We start from the raw sequence: 21,234 nt of genomic DNA on the forward strand, positions 1-21,234 counted from the left end.
ATCCCGTTCGCACCGAAAAGAGTATTTTTGATTATACTTAACGCAACATGACCACTGAAATTAAAAAGATAGGGGTACTTACCAGTGGGGGCGATGCTCCCGGAATGAATGCTGCTGTAAGAGCAGTAGTAAGAGCCTGTATTTATTACGACATAGAAGTTTTTGGCATATACAAAGGCTACGATGGCCTTATTAAAGGCAATATGGAACAGCTCTATGTAAGGTCTGTTTCAAACATTCTTAGCCGTGGAGGTACTTTTTTGCTCTCGGCCAGAAGCAAAGAGTTTCGTACAAAAGAAGGCCGTAAGCAAGCCTATGAACATTTTAAAGCCAATGGCTTAGATGCTCTGGTGGTGATTGGCGGAGACGGGTCGTTTACCGGAGCCGACATCTTCTCTCAAGAGTTTAATGTACCGGTAATTGGGATACCCGGAACCATAGACAACGACCTCTCCGGTACCGACTTTACCATTGGGTTCGACACGGCCTGTAATACGGCCCGCGAAGCTATTGATAAAATAAGAGACACAGCTTCTTCGCACGAGCGCCTCTTCTTTGTAGAAGTAATGGGCCGCGATGCCGGGTTCATTGCCCTCAACTCTGCCATTGGCGGTGGTGCCGTGGCCATGATTGTACCCGAGCACAATTGGAGCATTGAGGCACTCATTAATCGACTAAGAAAAGGAGCTGCAAACCAAAAAGCTTCTAACGTGGTAATAGTAGCCGAAGGCTGCCACCTGGGTAGCTCCTATGAGATAGCCGCCAAGGTAAAAGAACAACTCGACTACTTTGACATTCGGGTTACCGTACTGGGGCACTTGCAAAGAGGGGGCACCCCCACTACCTTAGACCGAGTACTGGCCAGCCGCATGGGAGTAGCCGCAGTGGAAGGGCTTCGCAATGGTCAGTCCAACGTTATGGTGGGCATTATTAACAACCGCATTGCCTATACTCCAATAGGAGAAGCCATTAAGACTATTAAGCGACTGGACGATGAGGAGTTTCGTATAGCTAAAATTCTCTCCATCTAACCACATGCTACAAAAAAATGGGCGATGTCCGATCAACTCAAACATCGCCCCAACCAAGATTAATTCGTTTATCTAATCTGCCTGTTCCGCCTATTAGTTTCTGCCAATAGCATTCAACTCATCGAAAGCTCTTTCCAGGCGCTTCACTACAGACTCCTCTCCTTTTCTTAACCAAACCCGTGGGTCGTAGTATTTTTTGTTCGGAGAGTCTTCACCATCAGGGTTACCAATTTGCCCCTGCAGATAATCTTTCTTCTCTTTATAGTAAGAATGAATACCATCCCACATAGCCCACTGCACATCCGTATCGATATTCATTTTTATGGAACCATATGAAGTAGCTTCTTTAATCTTTTCCGGCTCAGAACCAGACCCTCCGTGGAACACGAAGTATACGGGCTTTTCTTCCGTGCCAAATTTCTTCTGAATAAACTCCTGAGAGTTTTTCAATATTTCAGGTCTTAGCTCCACATTACCGGGCTTATACACCCCATGCACGTTGCCAAACGAAGCCGCTACAGTGAAAATATCACCAATCTTGCGCATCGCGTCCCATGCTTCGGCTACTTCTTCTGGCTGAGTATACAAGCGCGATGAATCTACATCGGTATTATCTACTCCGTCTTCTTCACCACCGGTAATACCGAGCTCTATTTCAATACCCATACCAAGTGGAGCCATTTTCTTGAAGTACTCAGCACTAATTTCAATGTTTTCATGAAGTGGTTCTTCAGAAAGGTCGAGCATGTGAGTACTAAAGAGCGGCTGCCCGTTTTTGGCATAATAGTTCTTGCCGGCTTCCAGCAGTCCGTCAATCCATGGGAGAAGCTTCTTAGCACAGTGGTCAGTATGCAAAATCACAGGCACACCATAGTGCTCGGCCATCAAATGCACATGCATTGCTCCGGATATAGCTCCCTGAATAGCCGCATTTTGCCCATCGTTAGAAAGTGATTTACCAGCATAAAAAGAGGCTCCGCCATTAGAAAACTGAATAATTACCGGGGAGTTAACTCGTTTGGCGGTTTCCAATACTGCATTGATGCTATTGGTACCCACTACGTTAACGGCCGGTAGTGCAAATTCATTTTCCTTAGCATAGCTGAGACAGTCTTTCAACTCCTGACCGTACAGCACCCCGCTTCTGAATTTTCCCATTTCGAATTTGATTATGTTTTTAAAAGTGATGCAAAGAAAACAATTGTGAAGTTAAAACTTAAACCTCTTAACAGAAATGGTATAAAACACTTATAGCGCAAAGGTTTGCGCTATAAGTAAAGTAAACTATAATAGAAATGGAGGAAATTACTGACAGTTCATCTCAGAAAGTGCTCTGTCAGGGAACCAAAGTAGGCATTAATCTATAATTAGTCAATCTAACCCATTGAGCCCTAATTACCTATGAATATTCTGCAAACGATTGAAATAGCCAAATTTGCTCAAATTCGCACAATACATTTTTTGAAAAAATTTTGCAAAAACTAGATTATTCAAAACATATAAACTTATTTAAGAGTCCATTCCAAAGTCTGTTTGAAGAAGGCCTCCATGAAGAAGGGACAGGTTACCATTAAGGATATTGCCAAGGAGCTCAACATTTCTTGTTCTACTGTTTCCAGAGCATTGAAAGACTTTCCGGGCATAAGCCCCAGCACAAAAAAGGCCGTTACCGAACTGGCCAACAAATACAACTACAGGCCCAACTCCATTGCCCTAAGCCTAAGAAACCAACGCACCAATGTAATAGGTGTAATTATACCCGAGACTGTCCACTTTTTCTTTTCCACGGTCATTAGCGGCATCGAAGATGAAGCCATGAAAGAGGGCTACAACGTAATGATCTGCCAATCGAACGAAAACTACGAACGGGAAGCCGACAGCATTGACGCCCTCATGAGCGCCCGCGTAGATGGCTTACTGGTTTCTATTTCGAGAGAAACTTCCGATCTGGAACACCTCAAAAAAGTAGTGAGTGAGGGCACTCCCATGGTGTTTTTCGACCGACTGGTAGAAGGCATGAATGCCTCATCGGTTATTGTAGACGACTATCAGGGTGCTTACGATGCGGTAGAACACCTCATTGAACAAGGCTGTCGCCACATTGTGCACCTCTCAGGCCCCAGCAATTTAATTATTGGCCGAAAGCGCAAAGAAGGATACATAAGTGCTCTGGAAGATTACGAAATACCTATCAACGAAGACAATATTATTGAATGCCGCAATGGCACCGAGCAAGAAGCCGAACGCGCAATGACTCAGCTGTTGGCATCTGGAAAGAAAATAGATGGAGTATTTGCCAGCAACGACATGGCCGCACTGGGTGCACTAAAAGCCGTAAAAAAAGCCAACATCCGAATTCCGGAAGAAGTGGCCATTGTAGGCTTTAGCAACTGGCAGTTTTCTTCACTCATTCACCCCACGCTTAGCAGTGTTGCCCAACCCGGCTATGAAATGGGGCGCGAAGCAGCCAAGCTAATTTTTCAGGAGATCAATGAGTCTTCTAACGGCAAAAGCATTATAAGAATTCTCGACACTGAGCTTATTGTTCGCGAATCGTCTGACAGAAAGACGGTTAAGGCAGCCATGCCATAAACCGTCCATGCAAACGTTTGTGACAGCATTTCTGCCCGTTCTCCATTAAACCACCTCTCAAAAACACTATTTTCACATTACAATTGTGCAATAGAGAAGCAAGCTATTGCCCCTCCAACCCCAAATCCCAATGAATTTGAGAAACGAGTCCATAGGAACCATTCAGCATTTTTCGTGGCAAGAAAACGGATTGTCCGGCCTTGCAGGAAATAAGCAATTCAGTATAAAGTTTTACACCAGCAAAATTTGCCGCATTCAGGCTTCCAAACACGAGGCTTTCGATGAAAACCCTTTTTCAGTAGTTCTGCCTCCTCAAAAGGTGAGCATTGATGCTAAAGAAACAGACCAGAGCCTGACGCTAAAGACGGCTGATATTCAACTGGAAATTAAGCGTTCTCCGCTCAGATTGTGCTTTAAAAACAACCACGGACAAATACTGAATGAGGACGACCCTGCCTTTGGTATTAGCTGGTTGGGGCATGAGGTGACCAACTATAAAACTCTGAGCCCTAATGAGGTTTTTCTAGGGCTAGGCGAAAAGGGAGGAGGGCTGAACAGGCGCGGATCTTCATTTGTAAACTGGAACTCCGATGCCTTTGCATTTGGCAATGACACCGACCCGCTCTATTTGTCGGCCCCATTCTATATTGGCATCAGAGAAGGTCAGCCCTATGGTATCTTCTTTGACAACACCCACAAAACCCATTTCAATTTTGGGGCTTCTAACAATAACCGATTTAGCTACTTTGGAGCCGAAGCTGGTGACCTGAACTACTATTTTATTCAGGGCGATACCGTTTTAGAAGTAATTCAAGAATATGCGCGGCTCACCGGCACGTCACAACTTCCTCCAAAATGGAGCCTTGGCTTTCAGCAATGCCGTTACAGCTACTACCCGGATCATGAGGTATATACGGTGGCTGATACGTTTAGAAAAAAGCGTATTCCGGCCGATGTTATTTATCTGGACATCCACTACATGGAAGACTACAAGGCCTTTACCTTCGATAAAAACCGATTTCCCGATCCTAAGGGGCTCATAGAGAAACTGGAGGCCCAGGGCTTTAAGGTGGTGGTAATTTTAGATCCGGGTATAGCTACACAACCGGGCTATGGCACCTACGACCGGGGAGTTGAAAAAGACATATTTGTAAAATACCCCGATGGCAGCCGTTTTGAGGCTAGCGTATGGCCAGGCAACAGCCATTTTACTGACTTTACAGCTAAGGAAGGTCGTGATTGGTGGGCCGATGAGCTCAAGTTTTACACCGATAAGGGGCTGGAAGGTTTTTGGAACGACATGAACGAACCGGCCTGTTGGGGACAAGACATTCCCAACCTCATTGAGTTTGACTACGAAGGCCAAACGGCAAGTCACAAAAAGACCAGAAATATCTATGGCTTTCAAATGGTGCGGGCAACTTTTGAAGGAGCCAAAAAACAACTGAACAACAAAAGACCCTTTACACTCACACGGGCAGGGTTTGCCGGAGTGCAGCGCTATTCGGCTGTGTGGACAGGAGACAACGTGGCTGGCGATGAAGACATGCTATTGGGAGTTCGGTTGGTGAATAGCCTTGGTATGACAGGAATACCCGTTTCCGGTTACGATGTGGGCGGTTTTGTGGGCGAATCGGCCCCAGCGCTATTTGCCCGCTGGTTGGCTGTAGCCACTTTTGCTCCATTTTTTAGAGTACACAGCATGGTTAATGTAAGAGACTCCGAGCCCTGGGCCTACGGAGAGGAAGTAGAAGAAATTTCCAGAAACTATATTAACCTACGCTACCAGCTTATGCCTTATTTGTACAGTCTGTTTTTTGAGGCACACCACAAGGGCAACCCCATTAACCGATCGTTGGCCGTAGACTATTACAACGACCAAAACATTTATCAGGGCAACGCTCAAAATGAGTTTACGCTGGGGCAGTGGTTATTGGTTTGCCCAACCACCACTACACAAGAGTATGCCAAAATTTACCTGCCTCAAGGCAAATGGTATAACTTCTTTACAGACGAACTTCATGAAGGAGGTTGCCATATGCTGGTAGAAACCCAGATGGAAGACCTGCCGGTATTTGCCAAAGAGGGAGCCATCATTCCTTTGCAAAATGTGGTTCAAACCACTCAGGAAAAAACGGATGGTATACTCAAGCTGCACCTCTATTTTGGAGAAGTAGAGACTCATCAAACGTACTATGAAGACGATGGCTCTACTTACAACTTTGAGCAGGGCCAGTACTGCAAACGCGAAATTTACTTTAATGGAAAAATGAGTACGCTACAGGTTGCCAAACAGGAAGGAAGTTATACTTCTGAATTCCACAGCCTCAAAATACACCTTCATGGTTTTGAAGCTAACTCCTTTGAAATCAATGGCGAATCGGTAACTTTCCATGTGGAAGACCTTCAGCTACTGGCACCTATTACGGAGTTTGATCCATTGCCACAACGGCCCAAACGCGATTACTGGAGCAAAGGAGTAAAGACATTGGAAATACCGTTTACGCAAGAAGAGATTAATCTTAACTGGAAATAGCATGAGACTGAAAGCATTTTTTGCAAGCCTATCGCTAATTCTATTGGCTTGCGGGGGAAATGAAAAAACCAATCGGCCGGAAGATCACGCAGCGAGAGTGAAGCATCCGGAGTGGAGCAAAACGGCCGTAATTTATGAAGCCAACATAAGGCAACATACCCCCGAGGGCACCTTCAATGCCTTTGCCAAAGAAATACCTCGCCTGAAGGCTATGGGGATAGACATAGTTTGGCTAATGCCCATTCACCCCATTGGAGCAAAAAACAGAAAAGGCAGTCTGGGAAGCTACTACTCCATAAAAGACTACACAGCCATAAACCCCGAGTTTGGATCCGAAGAAGAGTTTCGACATCTGGTTAACACCATTCACGCCCATGACATGAAGGTGATTATCGACTGGGTGGCCAACCATACAGCCTGGGATCATTCATGGACAGAGACACACCCTGAATACTACAACCGAACAGAAAGCGGTGAATTTCAGCCGCCCGTTGCTGATTGGGAGGACGTAATAGATCTGAACTATAACAATGAGGAGCTGAGGAAAGAAATGCTCAATGCCATGAAATATTGGGTCAGCGAATTCGACATTGATGGCTACCGCTGTGATGTGGCCGGCATGGTACCCATTGACTTCTGGAACACCGTGAGAGCAGAGCTAGATGCCATTAAGCCTGTATTTATGCTTGCCGAGGGAGAAGAACCGGAACTCCACGAGGAAGCCTTTGACATGACTTACTCCTGGGAGTTGATGCACCTGATGCGCAGAGTTGCGAGCGGTGAAGAAAGCCCTGAGGCCATTAAAGCCATGTACAAAAAAGACTTTGAACGCTATCCCAAAGGCTATTATAAAATGAATATTATTACCAACCACGATGAAAATTCATGGAACGGTACGGCCGAAGAATTCTTTGGTGAGGGACAGGAGGCGTGGTTTGTTTTTGCAGCCACCACTTATGGCATGCCGCTAGTCTACTCGGGGCAAGAGGCCAATAATACGAAGCGACTGGAATTCTTCGAGAAAGATAGTATTGATTGGTCTGGTGGATATGTTTTCTCCAATCTGTATAAAACCCTGTTCCAACTGAAGGAAGATAACCCTGCCCTGTGGAATGGAGAGTTTGGCGGAAGCCTGGAGTGGATAGAAACATCGGCAAACGAAAGTGTATTGGCCTATAAGAGAAAAAAAGGAGAGCATGAGGTAGTGGTATTCATTAACATTCAGGGCCAACCCATAACGCTTACTTTCGAAGAAGAGTTGGGGGCAATGCGCAACGTAATGGACAATATAGAAACAGTAGTTTCCGGTGAGCTTTCGCTGCCACCCAACGGATTTAAAGTATTTGCTAAATAGATAATTATGGCCATCAAACCTCGCTTAAGTTTTATCCAAATCTGGAACATGAGTTTCGGGTTTCTGGGAATTCAGATGGGCTTTGCCTTGCAAAACGCCAACGCCAGTAGAATTCTTCAGATTTTTGGAGCCAATGTAGAAGAACTATCCTGGTTCTGGATTGTAGCCCCTCTGACCGGAATGATCGTACAGCCTATTATTGGCCATTACAGCGACAAAACCTGGACCCGGCTTGGCAGAAGAAGGCCATACTTTTTGGCAGGTGCCCTTTTAGCCTCCGTGGGTCTAATTCTTATGCCGCAGGCAGATATGTTCATTGCCTTCCTCCCTGCTCTTTGGGTTGGTGCAGGTTTTTTAATGATTATGGACGCCAGCTTTAACATTGCCATGGAACCTTTCCGGGCTTTGGTGGCCGACAAACTCCCGGGCGACCAAACCACATTGGGTTTTAGCATTCAAACAGTGCTCATTGGTATTGGAGCCGTGATTGGTTCGTGGTTGCCCTGGGCCGTCACCAATTGGTTTGGTGTTGCCAATACTGCAGAACCGGGCTCAGTACCACCCAGTTTAATCATTTCCTTTGTTTGCGGAGCGGTGGTACTTATTGCAACCATATTAATTACTGTAATTACCACCAAAGAATATACGCCTGAAGAAACAGCTGTATTCGAAGAAGAATTTGAAAAATCTATTGCCTCCCCGACCGAAGGTAAAGGCATGAGTCAGATTGCTAAAGACATTGCCAGCATGCCAACTACTATGAAGCAGTTGGGGCTGGTTCAATTCTTTTCTTGGTTCGCCCTATTCGGAATGTGGGTTTATACCACTCCTGCAATTGCTCATCATATTTGGGGGCTGCCCGTTGATGATAACTCCTCTCAGGCCTATCAAAATGCCGGAGATTGGGTTGGAATCATCTTCGGGGTTTACAACTTAGTATCGGCTATATACGCCTTCTTGCTTCCTTCAATTGCTGCAAAAATTGGCAGGAAGCAAACACACGCGGTGTCACTCTTTATTGGGGGCTTAGGATTAATATCCATGTATTTCACTCCAGACAAGTACTGGCTTATTGGTTCAATGTTTGGAGTTGGCATTGCCTGGGCAAGCATATTAGCCATGCCCTATGCCATTCTTGCAGGCTCAATTCCTCTCAAGAAAATGGGAATCTATATGGGGCTCTTTAATTTCTTTATAGTATTCCCTCAGATTGTCAATGCAACTATAGGCGGGCCAATAGTAAAAAATCTGTATGGTGGAAACCCCATGTATGCTATAGTTACCTCGGGAGTATTCATGCTTTTGGCAGCCTTCTCCCTCCGATATGTCAGAGACAATGACGACCCGGTGCTTAGCACATAAACCAATCATTTAAAAAGCAGCTCAACGGCTGCTTTTTCTTTTTATCTTCACCGCTCAACGCTAATTCAAATGAAAAAACCAATCATTCTACTTTTTGCACTTGCTGTAGTATTTGGCTGTTCGCCAAAAAAAGATGATCAAGCCACTGTTTTTAAAAAAATAAACGAAGAGGTTTTAGCCAATTCCAGAGCCTATGAAACGCTGGAAGAAGCCACCAAAACCATTGGCCACCGACTCACAGGCTCTGAAGAAGGGGCCAAGGCAGAAGAATATACCTACAACCTTTTGAAGAGTTACGGCCTTCAGGTAGAGTATCAGCCTTTTGAGGTAGAGTCTTGGAGCAGAGGAGATATTGAAGTACAGATTGGTTCTCAAGGCAGCCTGGCACCTATGCCTGCCGTAACCCTGGCACACTCGCCAGTCGAAGCTGAGATAACAGCTGAAATTGTAGACATGGGCAACGGAGTTGACGCTGACTATGAGGCAAAACCGGGAGCCGTAGAAGGTAAAATTGCGCTTGTTTACATAGGCACTTTGCCCAACAGCCCTGAAGGCACTCCCGGGCTACACCGATCCGAAAAAACTGCCCTGGCCATAAAGCATGGGGCCATAGGCATCATCATTATCAACCAGGTAGATGGTGGCGTTTTACTCACCGGAACTGCTTCGGTAACCGGCAGCCTAATTTCTATACCGGCCGTTTGTATTGGCAAAGAAGACGGACTGGCACTGAAAGAAACGCTCACAAAGAGCCGTCAGTTTGCTTCCATCAGAATGACCAACAAGTCAGGACTCATTAAAGCCAGAAATGTAATAGCCACTATTAAGGGCAGCGAATTGCCCAATGAAAAAGTAATTGTTGGCGGCCACCTCGACTCTTGGGATTTGGCCACCGGAGCCATAGACAACGGCATTGGCTCATTTGCTGTGTTAGACATGGCCCGAACCTTTGCTGCACTGAATCTTAAACCAAAGAGAACTGTTCAGTTTGTGATGTTTATGGGTGAAGAAGAAGGCCTTTTAGGTTCAAGGCATATGGTAAACCAAGCCATTGAAAATGGCACAATCGACCAGATTAAGTACATAATGAACCAAGACATGTCTGGCAACCCTGCCGGTTTCGGAACAGGCGGAAGACCGGAAGCAGAGCCTTTCTTTAAGCAAATCGGTAAAGAAATCATGGCCATTGACTCTACAACTTATAAGAATGTAGTCTCCAATGGCGCAGGCCTCCACAGCGACCACCAGCCGTTTATGTTGCAAGGAATTCCCTACACATCTCCTGCTTCCAGACTAGATAGAGCCATTTATGGTTGCTATCATTCAGACTGTGACGACTTTGATTTGGTCAACAAAGAGCATATGGTGAATAACGTACGCTTCAGTTCCATGATGCTGTATGCCTTGGCAGATGCCGATACACTTCCCGCTCAAAAGCTGACGGACGTTGAAACCAAGGCTTTTTTAGAAAGACATAATCTTAAGCTCAAGCTTCAGATCGGTGGCGACTGGAGATGGGATGATTAATTGAGTGAACTCAATGATATGGACGTACTGAACATCCTCCTGCTTTTTGGTGTCGGTCTTGTGGCCGGGGTCATCAATACGCTTGCAGGAGGAGGTTCATTACTCACCCTTCCTGCACTTATTTTCCTGAATTTACCTCCCAATGTGGCCAATGCCACTAACAGAATAGGCGTTTTCTTTAACGGCCTGATGTCTTGGAGAGGCTACCACTCTAAGGGAGTGAAAGCCGAAAAATACGACCTTTGGCTCAGTGCCACCTCTTTTATTGGAGCCATCCTAGGCTCATACGTTGCTGTAGACATTAAAGGAGAAACCTTTAATAGAATCTTGGCAGCTATCATTGTATTTATTGTGGCCTACATGGTGTTTGGCAAAAAGCTGCAGTCAGGCAACCAAATTAAAACCACCAAAAAATCTAAAATCATCGGACTCATCACCTTCTTCTTTATCGGAATCTATGGTGGGTTCATTCAGGCAGGCGTAGGCTATCTCATCATTGCCTCCATGTCTTTTATTCACAACTATGGTATGGTCAAGATCAATATGATTAAGTCGCTAACCGTGTTGATATACACCCTTTCTGCCTTGGGGATTTTCATCTATTCGGGATTGATCAATTGGGAATTAGGACTTGCTTTGGCTGCCGGAAATGGTGCCGGAGGTTGGCTCACCAGCCGATGGAGCACCAAGGTAAACGAAAAGTACATCCGCTACTTTGTAATGGTTACGGCCATTGCTTTTGCAATCAAACTGTTTTTGGGATAGACATCAGAGGCCAGATAAGGTTCAACTTTATACTTTTTTATAGTTGCGCGTTTCTCTTTTCATCCCAAAAAACCTGAGGGTTTGCCAGGCAATAAAGGTTTGGTCAGATTAAAAAACATATAAGAATTTGAGCCCGGTCGCATTTTTTACGGCTTTCGTTTCCTGGCAGAATAAACTTCGACTTCTTCATAGTTTTTATGGAACTTCACCTCCTTAGCCATACTTAGAGCTGTAAAAAATGATTCCATTTTAATAATTTCCAATATGGAAGAAGTCTACACCGGTTTAAGAAAAAGTATTGAACAATACATTTCGCTAAACGAAGAAGAGTGGCAACAAATACGAACCTGTTGGAAGCCCTTTCACTACCACAAAAATACCGTTATCACTTCCGTTGGTCAGGTGGAAAAATACTTCTACTATGTACACGAGGGGTTAATAAGAGGCTTTTTTGAGAAGAATGGAACAGAACACAACATGGGCTTTACCTACAACGGAGAGTACAGTGGTGTATACGACTCTTTCATTTTTCAACGACCGTCTGACTGGAGTCTTGAAACACTGGCCGACAGCTCCGGAGTGCGAATAAGCTACCATCAGTTAGAAATGCTTTACTCCAAAGTACCCATACTCAAAGAATGGACGTTCCGGTTCAACCGGCAGGTAATGTTTGGACTTGGTATATTCATTCGCAGTTTACTGGCCGACTCGGCAGAAGAGAAATTTGAACGCCTAATGAGCCAGAGCCCTCACATTATTCAGATTGTGCCTCAAAAGCACCTGGCTTCCTATTTGGGCATGACACCCGAAACCTTTTCGCGCATGCGAAAAAAATGGGCTCAGTAAAAACTTGATCTATATCAAGACACCAAAGAGCAGGCCGTAGTTACTTTGTAAGAAAAACAATGAAGGTCAGGTCAGAAGATTTCGTCAATCAATCCATTCACCGATTGAACGACATACTTAGCCACGTAGAAGCGCTAACCCAAGATCTCTCATACGAAGAGCTAAACACGCAGGAAGCAGCAGGCAAGTGGAGTATTTTGCAATGCCTAAAGCACCTGAGCTTGGCCAATGGCATTTATGTAGAGAATATTGAGAAAGCTTTTAAAAAGTATCCTCAGCAAAAAGACGAAGTATTTTCGGGCCATTGGAAGGGTAACTGGTTCACTAGCATGATAACGCCCAAGGAATCGGGTGAGATTAAAAACACCATGAAAACCATGAAGAGCATGGATCCGGAAAAAGCTCTTGATGCCCAGGAAACCATCGATGAGTTTTTTCGCATACACCGTGCGTTTATAGGTCTTATGGATCAGTCTAGAAACTATAGCCTAAACAAGGTAAAGGTGCCCACGGCACTGGGCCCATTGGTTAAACTCAGATTGGGCGATGCCTTCCGCTTTTTACTCGGCCATACGGAAAGACACTTGCTGCAAATAAAAAGAATACGAAGTGCCGTGGCCTAAAGCCATCAGTATTCGTTACATTCAACACAATGAAACGAATAGCTTTTACGGCATTGTTACCGCTGCTCTTTGCCTGCTCCTCTTTCCAAAGCAGCTATGAGGCAGAGCTTGAAGCTATTGCTGCCGCTTCAAAAGCCTTTTCGCAAGCCTATGTTGCCGGCAATCTGGAGCAGCAAATGAGCTTCTACACCCAAGACGCGGTAATTATGCCGGGGAATAGGGAAATGATTCGCGGAAAAGAAAAAGTGACCGACTACTGGCGGCTGCCGGCTTCAGTAAGAGTGCTTGAACACTCCGCCACCCCCGTGCAAATCGAGTTTTCCGGAAACCTTGCCAAAGACTATGGCTACTATCAGGGCAAATCGGTACGCAACAACACCGACACCATTTCTTTTAGAGGACAATATTTAATTATCTGGCGAAAAGAAGCCGATGGCCAATGGCGTATGTCGGCCGATATGTGGAGCCCTTTAAACTAGTGGCCATGAGCAACGAAGAACAAGGAGAAAATGGAACCGGAAGACCCCGCAGAATGGGAATTGGTACCGGCATTGCTATAGGCGCAGGCATTGGTATTGCCATGAATAACCTGGCCATTGGCATTGGCGTGGGCATTGCCATGGGTATTGGTTTTGAGCTAATTAATAAGCGCAGAAATAGGGGCTAGAACAAAGAGCATACACTCTGAAAAAGAGAGCCTTGACGACCATTGACAATGAAAATTGAAGTAAAAAGATATAATCACTCAAAAGAGTACCCCGAGCTTCTGAAAATGATAAAATCGGAAGGCGAAGAATGGAGGGATTATTTTACTTCGGCCTATAGTGAAGCTTTAAAAAACTCGATCACTTACGTAGCCTATATTGAAAATGAACTATGCGGATACTCTCGGTCAATCAATGATTCCGGGTTGTTTATATGGGTTATAGACTTGTTGGTAAATAAGACGCACAGAGGCAAAGCCATTGGAAAAAGTTTGATGGAATGCCTTTTAACCGACTACCCCAACCAGGCTGTGTTTGTAATGTCTGATGTAGACGGCTACTATAAAAAACTCGGGTACCAAAAGGAAGGCTCCATATTCAGGGTTAAAAAAACAACCCCGAAAGCAGCTAACTCTTTTTAGGCAGAAGTGATCGAAAAGAGCAATGACTTGTAAAAACATACACAATGCATGACTAAAGCTTTTCTCAAGAGTCACGCATTGTGTACTACAAAACCACTAATCCTCCCTCAGTCTTGTAGCCGGGTTGGCAAATGCCGCTTTAAAGGTTTGCATACTAATAGTAACAAAAGCAATGAGTAAGGCTACTCCCCCAGCCACCAGAAAAGGTAAAGCTCCCATATTTACACGGTAGGCATATCCACCCAGCCAATCGCTCATAAAGTACCAGCCCGCCGGTGCTGCCAGCAACAGGGCAATGCCCACCAGCCAGATAAACTCTTTACTGAGTGTTGAAACAATCTGCTTTACGGAGGCACCGAGCACTTTACGTATACTTATTTCTTTTCCTCGCTGTGCTACGGTAAATGATGCTAAGCCAAACAAGCCCAGGCAAGCTAGAAATATAGCTAAGGCAGAAAAAATAGTGAACAACTCGCTGCGCTGCGATTCAGACCGATACAGGTTATCGAATCGCTCGTTCAGAAAGTTATAATTAATAGGTGACACAGGAGAAAATGCAGCATAAGACTCTTCAATTTGTGCGACCGTGTTTCTCAGATTCTGTCCGTCAATCTTTATGGAAAGAAATCTTAGTCTATTGCGGTTGTTTTGAAAGATTACCGGTACTATTTCGCTCTGCAACGACTCAAAGTGAAAGTCTTTCACCACACCAATTACCTGCCCGGCAATACCTCCATAAACCATACGTTTGCCAATGGCCTCTTCCGGGCTTTTCCAGCCTATAATTCGCACGGCCTTTTCATTAAGAATCACATGGGCGGAGTCGCGGGTAAAATCTTCCGTAAAATTTCTCCCCGCCAACATTTCCATTTGGTAGTTAGGAATAAAATCATGGTCTACCTGCAACTGTTTTATTACAACCTGTGTAGGCAACATTTCTCCATTTACCTCCGCTTGCGCCCCCTGTGAATCGAGCAACTGACCGGACGGCACACGGCTGGAAGCCCCCACCGAACGAACACCGGAAACATTGAGCACTTCATTCTTAAAGGTAGTTAGATTGGCGGCCAACTCGTTACTCACACTCAACACCATCATTTGCTCCTTATCGTAGCCCAGGTTTTTGTTTTGCATATAGCTGAGCTGCTGAAAAACGACTACCGTAGAAATAATGAGAATGGCTGATATTGCAAATTGAACCACAACCAGCACCTTTCTCAAAAGGCCAGACTTTGCCGGGCTGCTTCCCTTACTGCCCCTCATTACTTCGAGCGGCTTAAAAGCCGAAAGAAAAAAGGCCGGATAACTACCTGCTAACACTCCAACCAATAATGAAGCGCCCGCAATAAGAATAATAAGTTCCAGGTTCTGCGTGAGGCTAAAGGCAAGGTTTAGCCCGGTGAAGTCCCTGAAAAAAGGCAATACAAGAGCCGTTATTCCCACAGAAAAAACAACCGCTATCAGTGTGAGCACAACCGACTCCATTAAAAACTGATAGACCAGATTGAGTTTACCGGCTCCAAACACCTTGCGCATACCCACTTCTTTGGCCCTTCTGGCCGAACGAGCAGTTGAAAGGTTCATGTAGTTAATACAGGCTATAAGTAAAATCAGGCCTGCAATGGAGGTGAAAATGTAGACATAAGTAATGTCCGAGTTCTGCCCCAATTCATCCGAAAGATTTGACCTTAGGTGTATGTCGGTGAGCTTTTGCACATGAAGCCTGGTCCAGGTGGGTGCGTTCTCACCCAAGTGGGCTATGAGAAAGTCTTCAGACCGCTCCAAGATACCCTCAACCGAACCGGTAGATGTAAGTGTAAACAATGTGGTGAAATTATTAGACCCCCATGCGTTCAGCAGGTTTTGTCTACCTCCGTAAAACTGCTCAACCAGGGTAAAATCTCCCATCATATCCAGTTGAAAACTAGAGTTATCAGGCCAGCTCTTATAAACTCCCTGAACCATTAAATCTATTTGATTAGAGAAGTTAATGGTCTTACCCATGGGATCCTCCGCACCAAAATACTTCTCTGCCAACCGATCCGATATAACCACAGAACCAGGCTTGCTCAGTGCTTCTTTCAGGTTACCCTGAAGGGTTTCAAAAGTGAGAATATCCACTATTTCAGGATCGGCAAAGCCAAAATTAGGTTCTACAAAGAGCTTGTCGCCATATTGCACCGTGCCGGAAGTAGTAATGAACCGACCGATGGTTTCGATATCGCCTTCGTAGTAATCTTTCAGGTAGTGACCAAATGGAGGCGCTACTCGCGACAGATGAAGTGAGGTGGTTCCGTCCTGGCTCATGAACTCGCGGGTAAACCGATATGTCTCCTCAGCTCTATCGTGAAAAGTATCGTAGCTCATTTCTTCATTGATGTAAAGACCAATGAGTATGCAGCAAGTAAGGCCAACCGAAAGCCCCAATACATTTATGGCCGTAAAGCCTTTTTGTTTCATAAGGCTTCTTAGAGCCACCTTAAAATAGTTTTTCAGCATAGTGTTGTTGTTTAGATTTTGAGCAGACCCAAGAGCCTCCAGTTATTGATTCACAGAATCAAAGACCTGCGCTCAGAAGCAAGGTTGCACGAACTCCTGAAATAACCGTTTAAATCCAATAATTTGTCTATTGCCTGCATATTTTGCAGATTTGGATATGCGTGCTGTAGTGCTGTTTGGGACATTGCTATACTTTTTGCTCATGGGTCAATCGCTGGCTCAAGACTTTCAGGTAGTTTCGTTCAATATCCGCTATGGCACCCCCGGAGATGGCGAAAACAAGTGGAAGAGCCGAAGAGACCGGGTCATGTCTATTTTCAAAAAATACAAAGACGGTATCATTGCCACTCAAGAAGCTCTCCCCCTTCAAATCGATGAGATTTTGGATGAGGTTTCGCAGTTAGATGTGGTGTATAGATCCAGAACCATCGATGAAAAAGGCGGAGAATCCAATGCCATTTTTTATAATAAGAAAACCTGGCGGGTCATTGAAAGCGAAACCTTTTGGTTCTCTGACACGCCCTCTGAACCTGCCTCTAAAAGTTGGGGCAATACCCTGCCCAGAATAGCCACTTTGGTTGTCATGGAACACAAACCCTCTGGCAAGAAGCTTCGTCTGCTCAATGCTCATCTCGACCATCGCTCGGACAATAGCCGAGAGCGCAGTACGGAACTACTTCTGAGAAAGTTAATGACCGAGGTGGCAGAAATGCCAACTATTTTACTTGGCGATTTTAATGAAGAACCAGAGGGTGAGAATATTCTGAGATTAAAAGAATATTTTACCGATGCCTACTCAGGCAGCGAGTTGGAAGGCTGTACATATCACAATTGGAATGGCGGTAGCCACTGCCCCAGAATCGACTATATTTTTTATCTCAAAAGTGGGTTGAGACTTAAAGGGTTTGTCATAGACCGGTGGAAAAACAAATTCTTTTACCCCTCAGACCATTACCCCATAGTCGCTAGTTTTGCTTTTGAGCAGCCTTAGCCTTCTTACGGTTATTGATAAATACCCCTAAAAGTATGGCTGCAATACCTATGATTTGTCCCAAAATAAGCTGCTCCCCATCGAGCAAACCCCATGTTAGGGCAACAATGGGTATAAGGTAAGTAACCGTGCTGGAAAATATAGGCGTGGTCATTTGCACCAGTTTATTGAAAAGAATGAGAGCCAACGAAGTACTCATAACTCCCAACAGTGCCACATAACCCAAAGCTCTGACGGCTTCCGGGCCGGAAGCTACTTTATTGGCAAAATCGGCATCGAAAGCCAGGTAAAGACCGGCCATTGGTCCCACCAAAAGAATACTGACACTGGTGATGACCAGAGGGGTTAAGTCGGCCAGGTAATACTTAATCACATTGAGGTTGGTGCCGTAACAGGCGGTGGCCAATACAATAAAAAGGGCGTAGAAATTGAATTCGCTCACCTCACCTCCGCTTCCGGCAGTTAACAACACCACAGTACCAATAAACGCCAAAGCTATGCCCAGGTAGTTGGCGGTGGTAAACTTCTGGCTAAAAAAAACTGCGCCAATGGCGAGGGTAAAGATGGGAGTTAGCCCGTTAAGCACCCCGGTTATTCCACTATCTAGCCGGGTTTGCCCCAGGGCGAAAAGAAAAGCAGGAATAAAAGTACCCACCATACCTATGAGTAATAAAAGCTTGAGTTGGCGAGCCGAAAGTTTTCGAATAAGAGGAATACTTATGGGCACCAAAAACAAACAGGCGGCTAAAATGCGTAAAGCTCCTACCTCACCCGGGGCATAAACCTCAAGCCCTCTTTTAATAAGAATAAAACTGGTACCCCATATTAAGGCCAAAACAATAAGAATAGACCAGGCGGCTACGTTGGTGTTTTTCATAGAATGTTAAGAAGCCCAAATGTATAGGAATTAGTTCAAGAAATGGAGAGATTTTTCCCCACACTATGGGGCAATCCTGTTCTGCCAAATCCTATACGCTTCGCGTATGTCTTACACCATCGAATAGGCATCTTCAAACACACTACCTGCTTCGTCTAAAATAGCAAATAACTCATCGGGATTTTCTGACTCAACTAAGCGGGTACGGTAGGGCTTAAAGTTGGGTATTCCCCTAAAGTAGTTGGTATAATGCCTTCTCATTTCATAAATACCCTGCTTTTCCCCCTTCCACTCCAGTGAAAAATCCAGGTGTTTCTTAGCGGTTCTCACACGCTCTTCCATAGAAGGAGGGTCTAGTAGTTGGCCCGTCTTCATGAAATGCTTTATCTCATTGAAAATCCACGGATAACCTATGGATGCCCGACCAATCATGATACCATCTACTCCATATTTTTGCTTGTATTCCAGCGCTTTTTGAGGAGAGTCTATATCGCCATTCCCAAAAATAGGAATGTGGATATCCGGATGATTCTTTACTTCTGCAATCTTGGTCCAATCGGCCACACCTTTGTACATCTGTACCCGTGTTCGGCCATGAATTGTCAGGGCTTTGATGCCTACATCTTGCAGTCGCTTAGCCACTTCTACAATTCGGATAGTACTGTCGTCCCAGCCAAGGCGAGTCTTAACCGTTACCGGAAGTTGAACCTGCTTCACTATCTCTTCGGTCATTTTCTGCATTTTAGGGATATCGAGCAAAATACCGGCACCGGCACCCTTGCAGGCTACTTTTTTAACCGGACAACCGTAGTTGATATCGATAATCTCCGGCTGAGCTTCTTCGGCTATGGCCGCAGCCTGCCGCATAGACTCTATCTTATCGCCAAAAATCTGAATACCTATGGGGCGTTCATAGTCATAAATGTCCAGCTTCTGCACACTCTTCTCTGCGTTTCTAATAAGCCCCTCCGAAGAAATAAATTCCGTATACATAAGGTCGGCCCCATTTTCTTTGCAAACCGCCCTAAATGGCGGGTCGCTCACATCTTCCATGGGGGCCAACAGCAACGGAAATTCTCCAACCTCTATGTTTCCTATCCTTACCAAGTCCTATTCAAATTTTCGCGTAAATTTACGCCATTATGACGAGACTTGACAATGGCATAGACCTAACTGGCGGAAGAACTGAAAGTAGTTCCTTTTTAATCCTTCTCGGTTTGTTGGCAGCCGGCTTTTTTGTAGGTCAGTTTGTTGGTGGTTTAGTTGGGGCAATTCTGGCCCTAATCAACGGCATGGGGCTGGATGAATTCCAGAAGAACCCCGAGATTATGTTCGATTACCTGAGCCTGATAGAAGTATTGAGTACCCAAATACTTTACACGCTGGTCTTTACCTTTCTGGTACCCTGGTTTTACATAAAGATTTTTGCCGAAAAGAAGCTATCGACACTCAGCAATGAGACGAAAGTGAGGCCAATAGCGGTTGTTGTGGTGGTGCTTGCCACATTTACTTTTATGGTAGTAAACTCCTATTTCATTGAGTGGAACCAGAACATTAAGTTTCCGGAGTTTATGTCGGGCTTTGAAAAGTGGGCTCGCGAAACAGAAGACCAACTGGCCAAAGCCACTGAAAAATTCACCACTTTCAACAATTTTGGCGAGTTCCTATTCGGTTTTATTGCCATAGCCCTACTTCCGGGAATTGGTGAAGAGCTGCTGTTCAGAGGTTTGTTACAAAACAGTCTTCAACGCCTCTCTAAAAACAAACATTTGGCAATTTGGCTATCGGCCCTCTTGTTTAGTGCCATTCACCTTCAATTCTATGGCTTGGTACCGCGCATGCTATTGGGTGCCTTGTTTGGGTATTTTTATGTGTGGTCGGGCAATATCTGGTACCCCATAATTGGACACATCGCCAATAACGGTATTCAGGTAATTTTGGTCTACACCGCTCAGGTTTCAGGTGCAGAGATCATTCTGGATGATTCAGAGACCATCCCAGTTGTAGGACAAATTGTAGCCGTTGTGTTCTTTATTGTCCTCATGTTTTTCTTTAGAAATGAGTATCTTAGACCAAAACGATTGGAGTGAGTAACTGGCAAACGGTTTATAGCACAACATTGCCTCACCAGGCCGAAATTGTGAAAGATTTGTTAATTAATGCCGGACTAGCAGCCATCGTTTTCAATCTTCAGGATCATTCTTACCGCATTGGTTCGCTTGAAGTAAAGGTTAAACGAGAAGATGTTTTGCGAGCCATCAAACTGATCAACGAAGATATAAGCTTCAGTCATGAGTAATTTATTGCAGCGTATTATTACTGCCTTTATTGGTGTTGCCGGCATAATTGCTGCCATCGCATACTCTCCTTATGGATTTGCTATAGTCTTTGCCCTGCTCATGTTGGCTTGCCTCAAGGAGTTCTATGGTTTAGCCAAAAAGGATGGGAAAAGCCCTTATGAAATTTGGGGCTTAGGTTTGGCACTGGCTCTTTTTAGCGGACTTTTTGCCTTCTATCAGTTTAACCTTTCGGCCGAATATTTCTGGTTTTTGCCGGCCCTTTTTGCCATTGCCTTTATTTACCCGCTACAGACCATCAAAACATCTCATGCCATTAACTGCCTGGCCATTTCCATATTGGGTTTTGTGTATATAGCCTTTCCGTTTTCGTTGGTCAACGCCATAGCCTACATTGAAGGCGCCTATGCTTATCCGTTGGTTTTGGGCATTCTGTTTTTGCAGTGGGCCACCGACACCGGAGCTTTTTTTGCCGGAAGATCACTCGGCAAGCGAAAGCTTTTTGAGAAGGTTTCGCCCAATAAAACATGGGAGGGAGCCATGGGTGGCCTGGCTCTGGCCCTGGTTATTGCCTATTGTCTGCATCAGCTCTTCGGAATCATAAGCCTCTACGAATGGTTTGGACTGGCACTCATTACGGCAGTATTTGGCATATTGGGCGACCTGGTGGAGTCTCTTTTTAAAAGAACATTGGCCATAAAAGACTCTGGACGCATATTGCCGGGGCATGGTGGTTTTCTCGATAGGTTTGATGGGCTGCTGCTTTCTTTACCGTTCACTACCGCCTACCTTCACTTCATACTTTAAT

General features: G+C 45.0%; 20 protein-coding genes. 16 read left to right on the forward strand and 4 right to left on the reverse strand.

Features of this window, described 5'->3' with window-relative positions:
• The first annotated feature begins 47 nt into the window (after positions 1-47).
• Complete coding sequence (gene pfkA, locus IE164_RS17250) at positions 48-1,031, forward strand: 6-phosphofructokinase (RefSeq protein ID WP_189631516.1); 984 nt, start codon at positions 48-50, stop codon at positions 1,029-1,031.
• Between the two features lie 93 nt (positions 1,032-1,124).
• Here the strand turns inward: pfkA and fbaA are convergent, their stop codons facing one another.
• Positions 1,125-2,189 carry a class II fructose-bisphosphate aldolase gene (gene fbaA, locus IE164_RS17255; RefSeq protein WP_189631517.1) on the reverse strand — a complete coding sequence of 355 codons (1,065 nt, stop codon included), beginning with the start codon at positions 2,187-2,189 and terminating at the stop codon, positions 1,125-1,127.
• A 390-nt stretch (positions 2,190-2,579) separates the two neighbouring features.
• Between fbaA and IE164_RS17260 the strand changes: the two genes are divergently transcribed.
• The 11 genes from IE164_RS17260 to IE164_RS17310 all read left to right on the forward strand — a co-directional run bounded on the left by IE164_RS17260 (position 2,580) and on the right by IE164_RS17310 (position 13,762).
• Positions 2,580-3,623, forward strand: coding sequence for a LacI family DNA-binding transcriptional regulator (locus IE164_RS17260; RefSeq protein WP_189631518.1), 1,044 nt, complete (start codon positions 2,580-2,582; stop codon positions 3,621-3,623).
• Between the two features lie 130 nt (positions 3,624-3,753).
• Complete coding sequence (locus IE164_RS17265; RefSeq protein ID WP_189631519.1) at positions 3,754-6,159, forward strand: glycoside hydrolase family 31 protein; 2,406 nt, start codon at positions 3,754-3,756, stop codon at positions 6,157-6,159.
• 1 nt (position 6,160) lies between these two features.
• A complete protein-coding gene (locus IE164_RS17270; protein ID WP_189631520.1) occupies positions 6,161-7,513 on the forward strand; it encodes an alpha-amylase family glycosyl hydrolase in 1,353 nt (450 codons plus the stop codon).
• A 48-nt stretch (positions 7,514-7,561) separates the two neighbouring features.
• The gene (locus IE164_RS17275; protein ID WP_229838757.1) at positions 7,562-8,875 is read left to right on the forward strand and encodes an MFS transporter; all 1,314 of its coding nucleotides are present in this window, start codon (positions 7,562-7,564) and stop codon (positions 8,873-8,875) included.
• A 69-nt stretch (positions 8,876-8,944) separates the two neighbouring features.
• Positions 8,945-10,402 (forward strand): M20/M25/M40 family metallo-hydrolase, encoded by a 1,458-nt coding sequence (locus IE164_RS17280; protein WP_189631522.1) that lies wholly within the window; start codon positions 8,945-8,947, stop codon positions 10,400-10,402.
• A gap of 18 nt (positions 10,403-10,420) precedes the next feature.
• Positions 10,421-11,167, forward strand: a complete 747-nt coding sequence (locus tag IE164_RS17285) for a sulfite exporter TauE/SafE family protein (protein WP_189631523.1) — start codon at positions 10,421-10,423, stop codon at positions 11,165-11,167.
• A 264-nt stretch (positions 11,168-11,431) separates the two neighbouring features.
• Positions 11,432-12,013, forward strand: coding sequence for a Crp/Fnr family transcriptional regulator (locus IE164_RS17290; RefSeq protein ID WP_189631524.1), 582 nt, complete (start codon positions 11,432-11,434; stop codon positions 12,011-12,013).
• A gap of 59 nt (positions 12,014-12,072) precedes the next feature.
• The gene (locus IE164_RS17295) at positions 12,073-12,636 is read left to right on the forward strand and encodes a DinB family protein (RefSeq protein ID WP_189631525.1); all 564 of its coding nucleotides are present in this window, start codon (positions 12,073-12,075) and stop codon (positions 12,634-12,636) included.
• A gap of 29 nt (positions 12,637-12,665) precedes the next feature.
• The gene (locus IE164_RS17300) at positions 12,666-13,115 is read left to right on the forward strand and encodes a YybH family protein (RefSeq protein ID WP_189631526.1); all 450 of its coding nucleotides are present in this window, start codon (positions 12,666-12,668) and stop codon (positions 13,113-13,115) included.
• 5 nt (positions 13,116-13,120) lie between these two features.
• Positions 13,121-13,303, forward strand: a complete 183-nt coding sequence (locus IE164_RS17305) for a glycine zipper domain-containing protein (RefSeq protein ID WP_189631602.1) — start codon at positions 13,121-13,123, stop codon at positions 13,301-13,303.
• A gap of 48 nt (positions 13,304-13,351) precedes the next feature.
• Positions 13,352-13,762: a GNAT family N-acetyltransferase gene (locus tag IE164_RS17310; RefSeq protein WP_189631527.1), complete on the forward strand. Its 411-nt coding sequence runs from the start codon at positions 13,352-13,354 to the stop codon at positions 13,760-13,762.
• 96 nt (positions 13,763-13,858) lie between these two features.
• On the opposite strand, the gene IE164_RS17315 is transcribed toward IE164_RS17310, so the two are convergent.
• Positions 13,859-16,261, reverse strand: a complete 2,403-nt coding sequence (locus IE164_RS17315; protein ID WP_189631528.1) for an ABC transporter permease — start codon at positions 16,259-16,261, stop codon at positions 13,859-13,861.
• A gap of 130 nt (positions 16,262-16,391) precedes the next feature.
• On the opposite strand from IE164_RS17315, the gene IE164_RS17320 reads away from it, so the two are divergent.
• Positions 16,392-17,252, forward strand: coding sequence for an endonuclease/exonuclease/phosphatase family protein (locus tag IE164_RS17320; protein ID WP_189631529.1), 861 nt, complete (start codon positions 16,392-16,394; stop codon positions 17,250-17,252).
• Here the strand turns inward: IE164_RS17320 and IE164_RS17325 are convergent.
• Positions 17,227-18,129: a DMT family transporter gene (locus tag IE164_RS17325; RefSeq protein ID WP_189631530.1), complete on the reverse strand. Its 903-nt coding sequence runs from the start codon at positions 18,127-18,129 to the stop codon at positions 17,227-17,229. The genes IE164_RS17320 and IE164_RS17325 overlap by 26 nt on opposite strands.
• Positions 18,130-18,240: 111 nt before the next feature.
• A complete protein-coding gene (gene dusB / locus IE164_RS17330; protein WP_189631531.1) occupies positions 18,241-19,236 on the reverse strand; it encodes a tRNA dihydrouridine synthase DusB in 996 nt (331 codons plus the stop codon).
• Positions 19,237-19,271: 35 nt separating this feature from the next.
• Between dusB and IE164_RS17335 the strand changes: the two genes are divergently transcribed.
• From IE164_RS17335 to IE164_RS17345, 3 genes are read left to right on the forward strand one after another with little or no spacing between them, the layout of a single operon-like run.
• Complete coding sequence (locus IE164_RS17335) at positions 19,272-20,219, forward strand: CPBP family intramembrane glutamic endopeptidase (protein WP_189631532.1); 948 nt, start codon at positions 19,272-19,274, stop codon at positions 20,217-20,219.
• Complete coding sequence (locus IE164_RS17340; RefSeq protein ID WP_189631533.1) at positions 20,216-20,428, forward strand: putative signal transducing protein; 213 nt, start codon at positions 20,216-20,218, stop codon at positions 20,426-20,428. Before IE164_RS17335 ends, IE164_RS17340 begins: the two co-directional genes overlap by 4 nt.
• The gene (locus tag IE164_RS17345) at positions 20,421-21,233 is read left to right on the forward strand and encodes a phosphatidate cytidylyltransferase (RefSeq protein ID WP_189631534.1); all 813 of its coding nucleotides are present in this window, start codon (positions 20,421-20,423) and stop codon (positions 21,231-21,233) included. Before IE164_RS17340 ends, IE164_RS17345 begins: the two co-directional genes overlap by 8 nt.
• The last annotated feature ends 1 nt before the right edge of the window (position 21,234 follow it).

This window comes from Roseivirga thermotolerans (assembly GCF_014653175.1).
GTDB lineage: Bacteria > Bacteroidota > Bacteroidia > Cytophagales > Cyclobacteriaceae > Roseivirga > Roseivirga thermotolerans.

Excerpts from the sequence above, each read along its gene's own strand:
- fbaA (WP_189631517.1), bottom strand. The coding sequence starts at position 2,189 with ATGGGAAAATTCAGAAGCGGGGTGCTGTACGGTCAGGAGTTGAAAGAC.
- IE164_RS17345 (WP_189631534.1), top strand. The coding sequence starts at position 20,421 with ATGAGTAATTTATTGCAGCGTATTATTACTGCCTTTATTGGTGTTGCC.
- IE164_RS17310 (WP_189631527.1), top strand. The coding sequence starts at position 13,352 with ATGAAAATTGAAGTAAAAAGATATAATCACTCAAAAGAGTACCCCGAG.
- IE164_RS17300 (WP_189631526.1), top strand. The coding sequence starts at position 12,666 with ATGAAACGAATAGCTTTTACGGCATTGTTACCGCTGCTCTTTGCCTGC.
- IE164_RS17295 (WP_189631525.1), top strand. The coding sequence starts at position 12,073 with ATGAAGGTCAGGTCAGAAGATTTCGTCAATCAATCCATTCACCGATTG.
- IE164_RS17335 (WP_189631532.1), top strand. The coding sequence starts at position 19,272 with ATGACGAGACTTGACAATGGCATAGACCTAACTGGCGGAAGAACTGAA.
- pfkA (WP_189631516.1), top strand. The coding sequence starts at position 48 with ATGACCACTGAAATTAAAAAGATAGGGGTACTTACCAGTGGGGGCGAT.
- IE164_RS17305 (WP_189631602.1), top strand. The coding sequence starts at position 13,121 with ATGAGCAACGAAGAACAAGGAGAAAATGGAACCGGAAGACCCCGCAGA.
- IE164_RS17290 (WP_189631524.1), top strand. The coding sequence starts at position 11,432 with ATGGAAGAAGTCTACACCGGTTTAAGAAAAAGTATTGAACAATACATT.
- IE164_RS17315 (WP_189631528.1), bottom strand. The coding sequence starts at position 16,261 with ATGCTGAAAAACTATTTTAAGGTGGCTCTAAGAAGCCTTATGAAACAA.
- IE164_RS17265 (WP_189631519.1), top strand. The coding sequence starts at position 3,754 with ATGAATTTGAGAAACGAGTCCATAGGAACCATTCAGCATTTTTCGTGG.
- IE164_RS17275 (WP_229838757.1), top strand. The coding sequence starts at position 7,562 with ATGAGTTTCGGGTTTCTGGGAATTCAGATGGGCTTTGCCTTGCAAAAC.
- IE164_RS17285 (WP_189631523.1), top strand. The coding sequence starts at position 10,421 with ATGGACGTACTGAACATCCTCCTGCTTTTTGGTGTCGGTCTTGTGGCC.
- IE164_RS17260 (WP_189631518.1), top strand. The coding sequence starts at position 2,580 with ATGAAGAAGGGACAGGTTACCATTAAGGATATTGCCAAGGAGCTCAAC.
- IE164_RS17325 (WP_189631530.1), bottom strand. The coding sequence starts at position 18,129 with ATGAAAAACACCAACGTAGCCGCCTGGTCTATTCTTATTGTTTTGGCC.
- IE164_RS17280 (WP_189631522.1), top strand. The coding sequence starts at position 8,945 with ATGAAAAAACCAATCATTCTACTTTTTGCACTTGCTGTAGTATTTGGC.
- IE164_RS17270 (WP_189631520.1), top strand. The coding sequence starts at position 6,161 with ATGAGACTGAAAGCATTTTTTGCAAGCCTATCGCTAATTCTATTGGCT.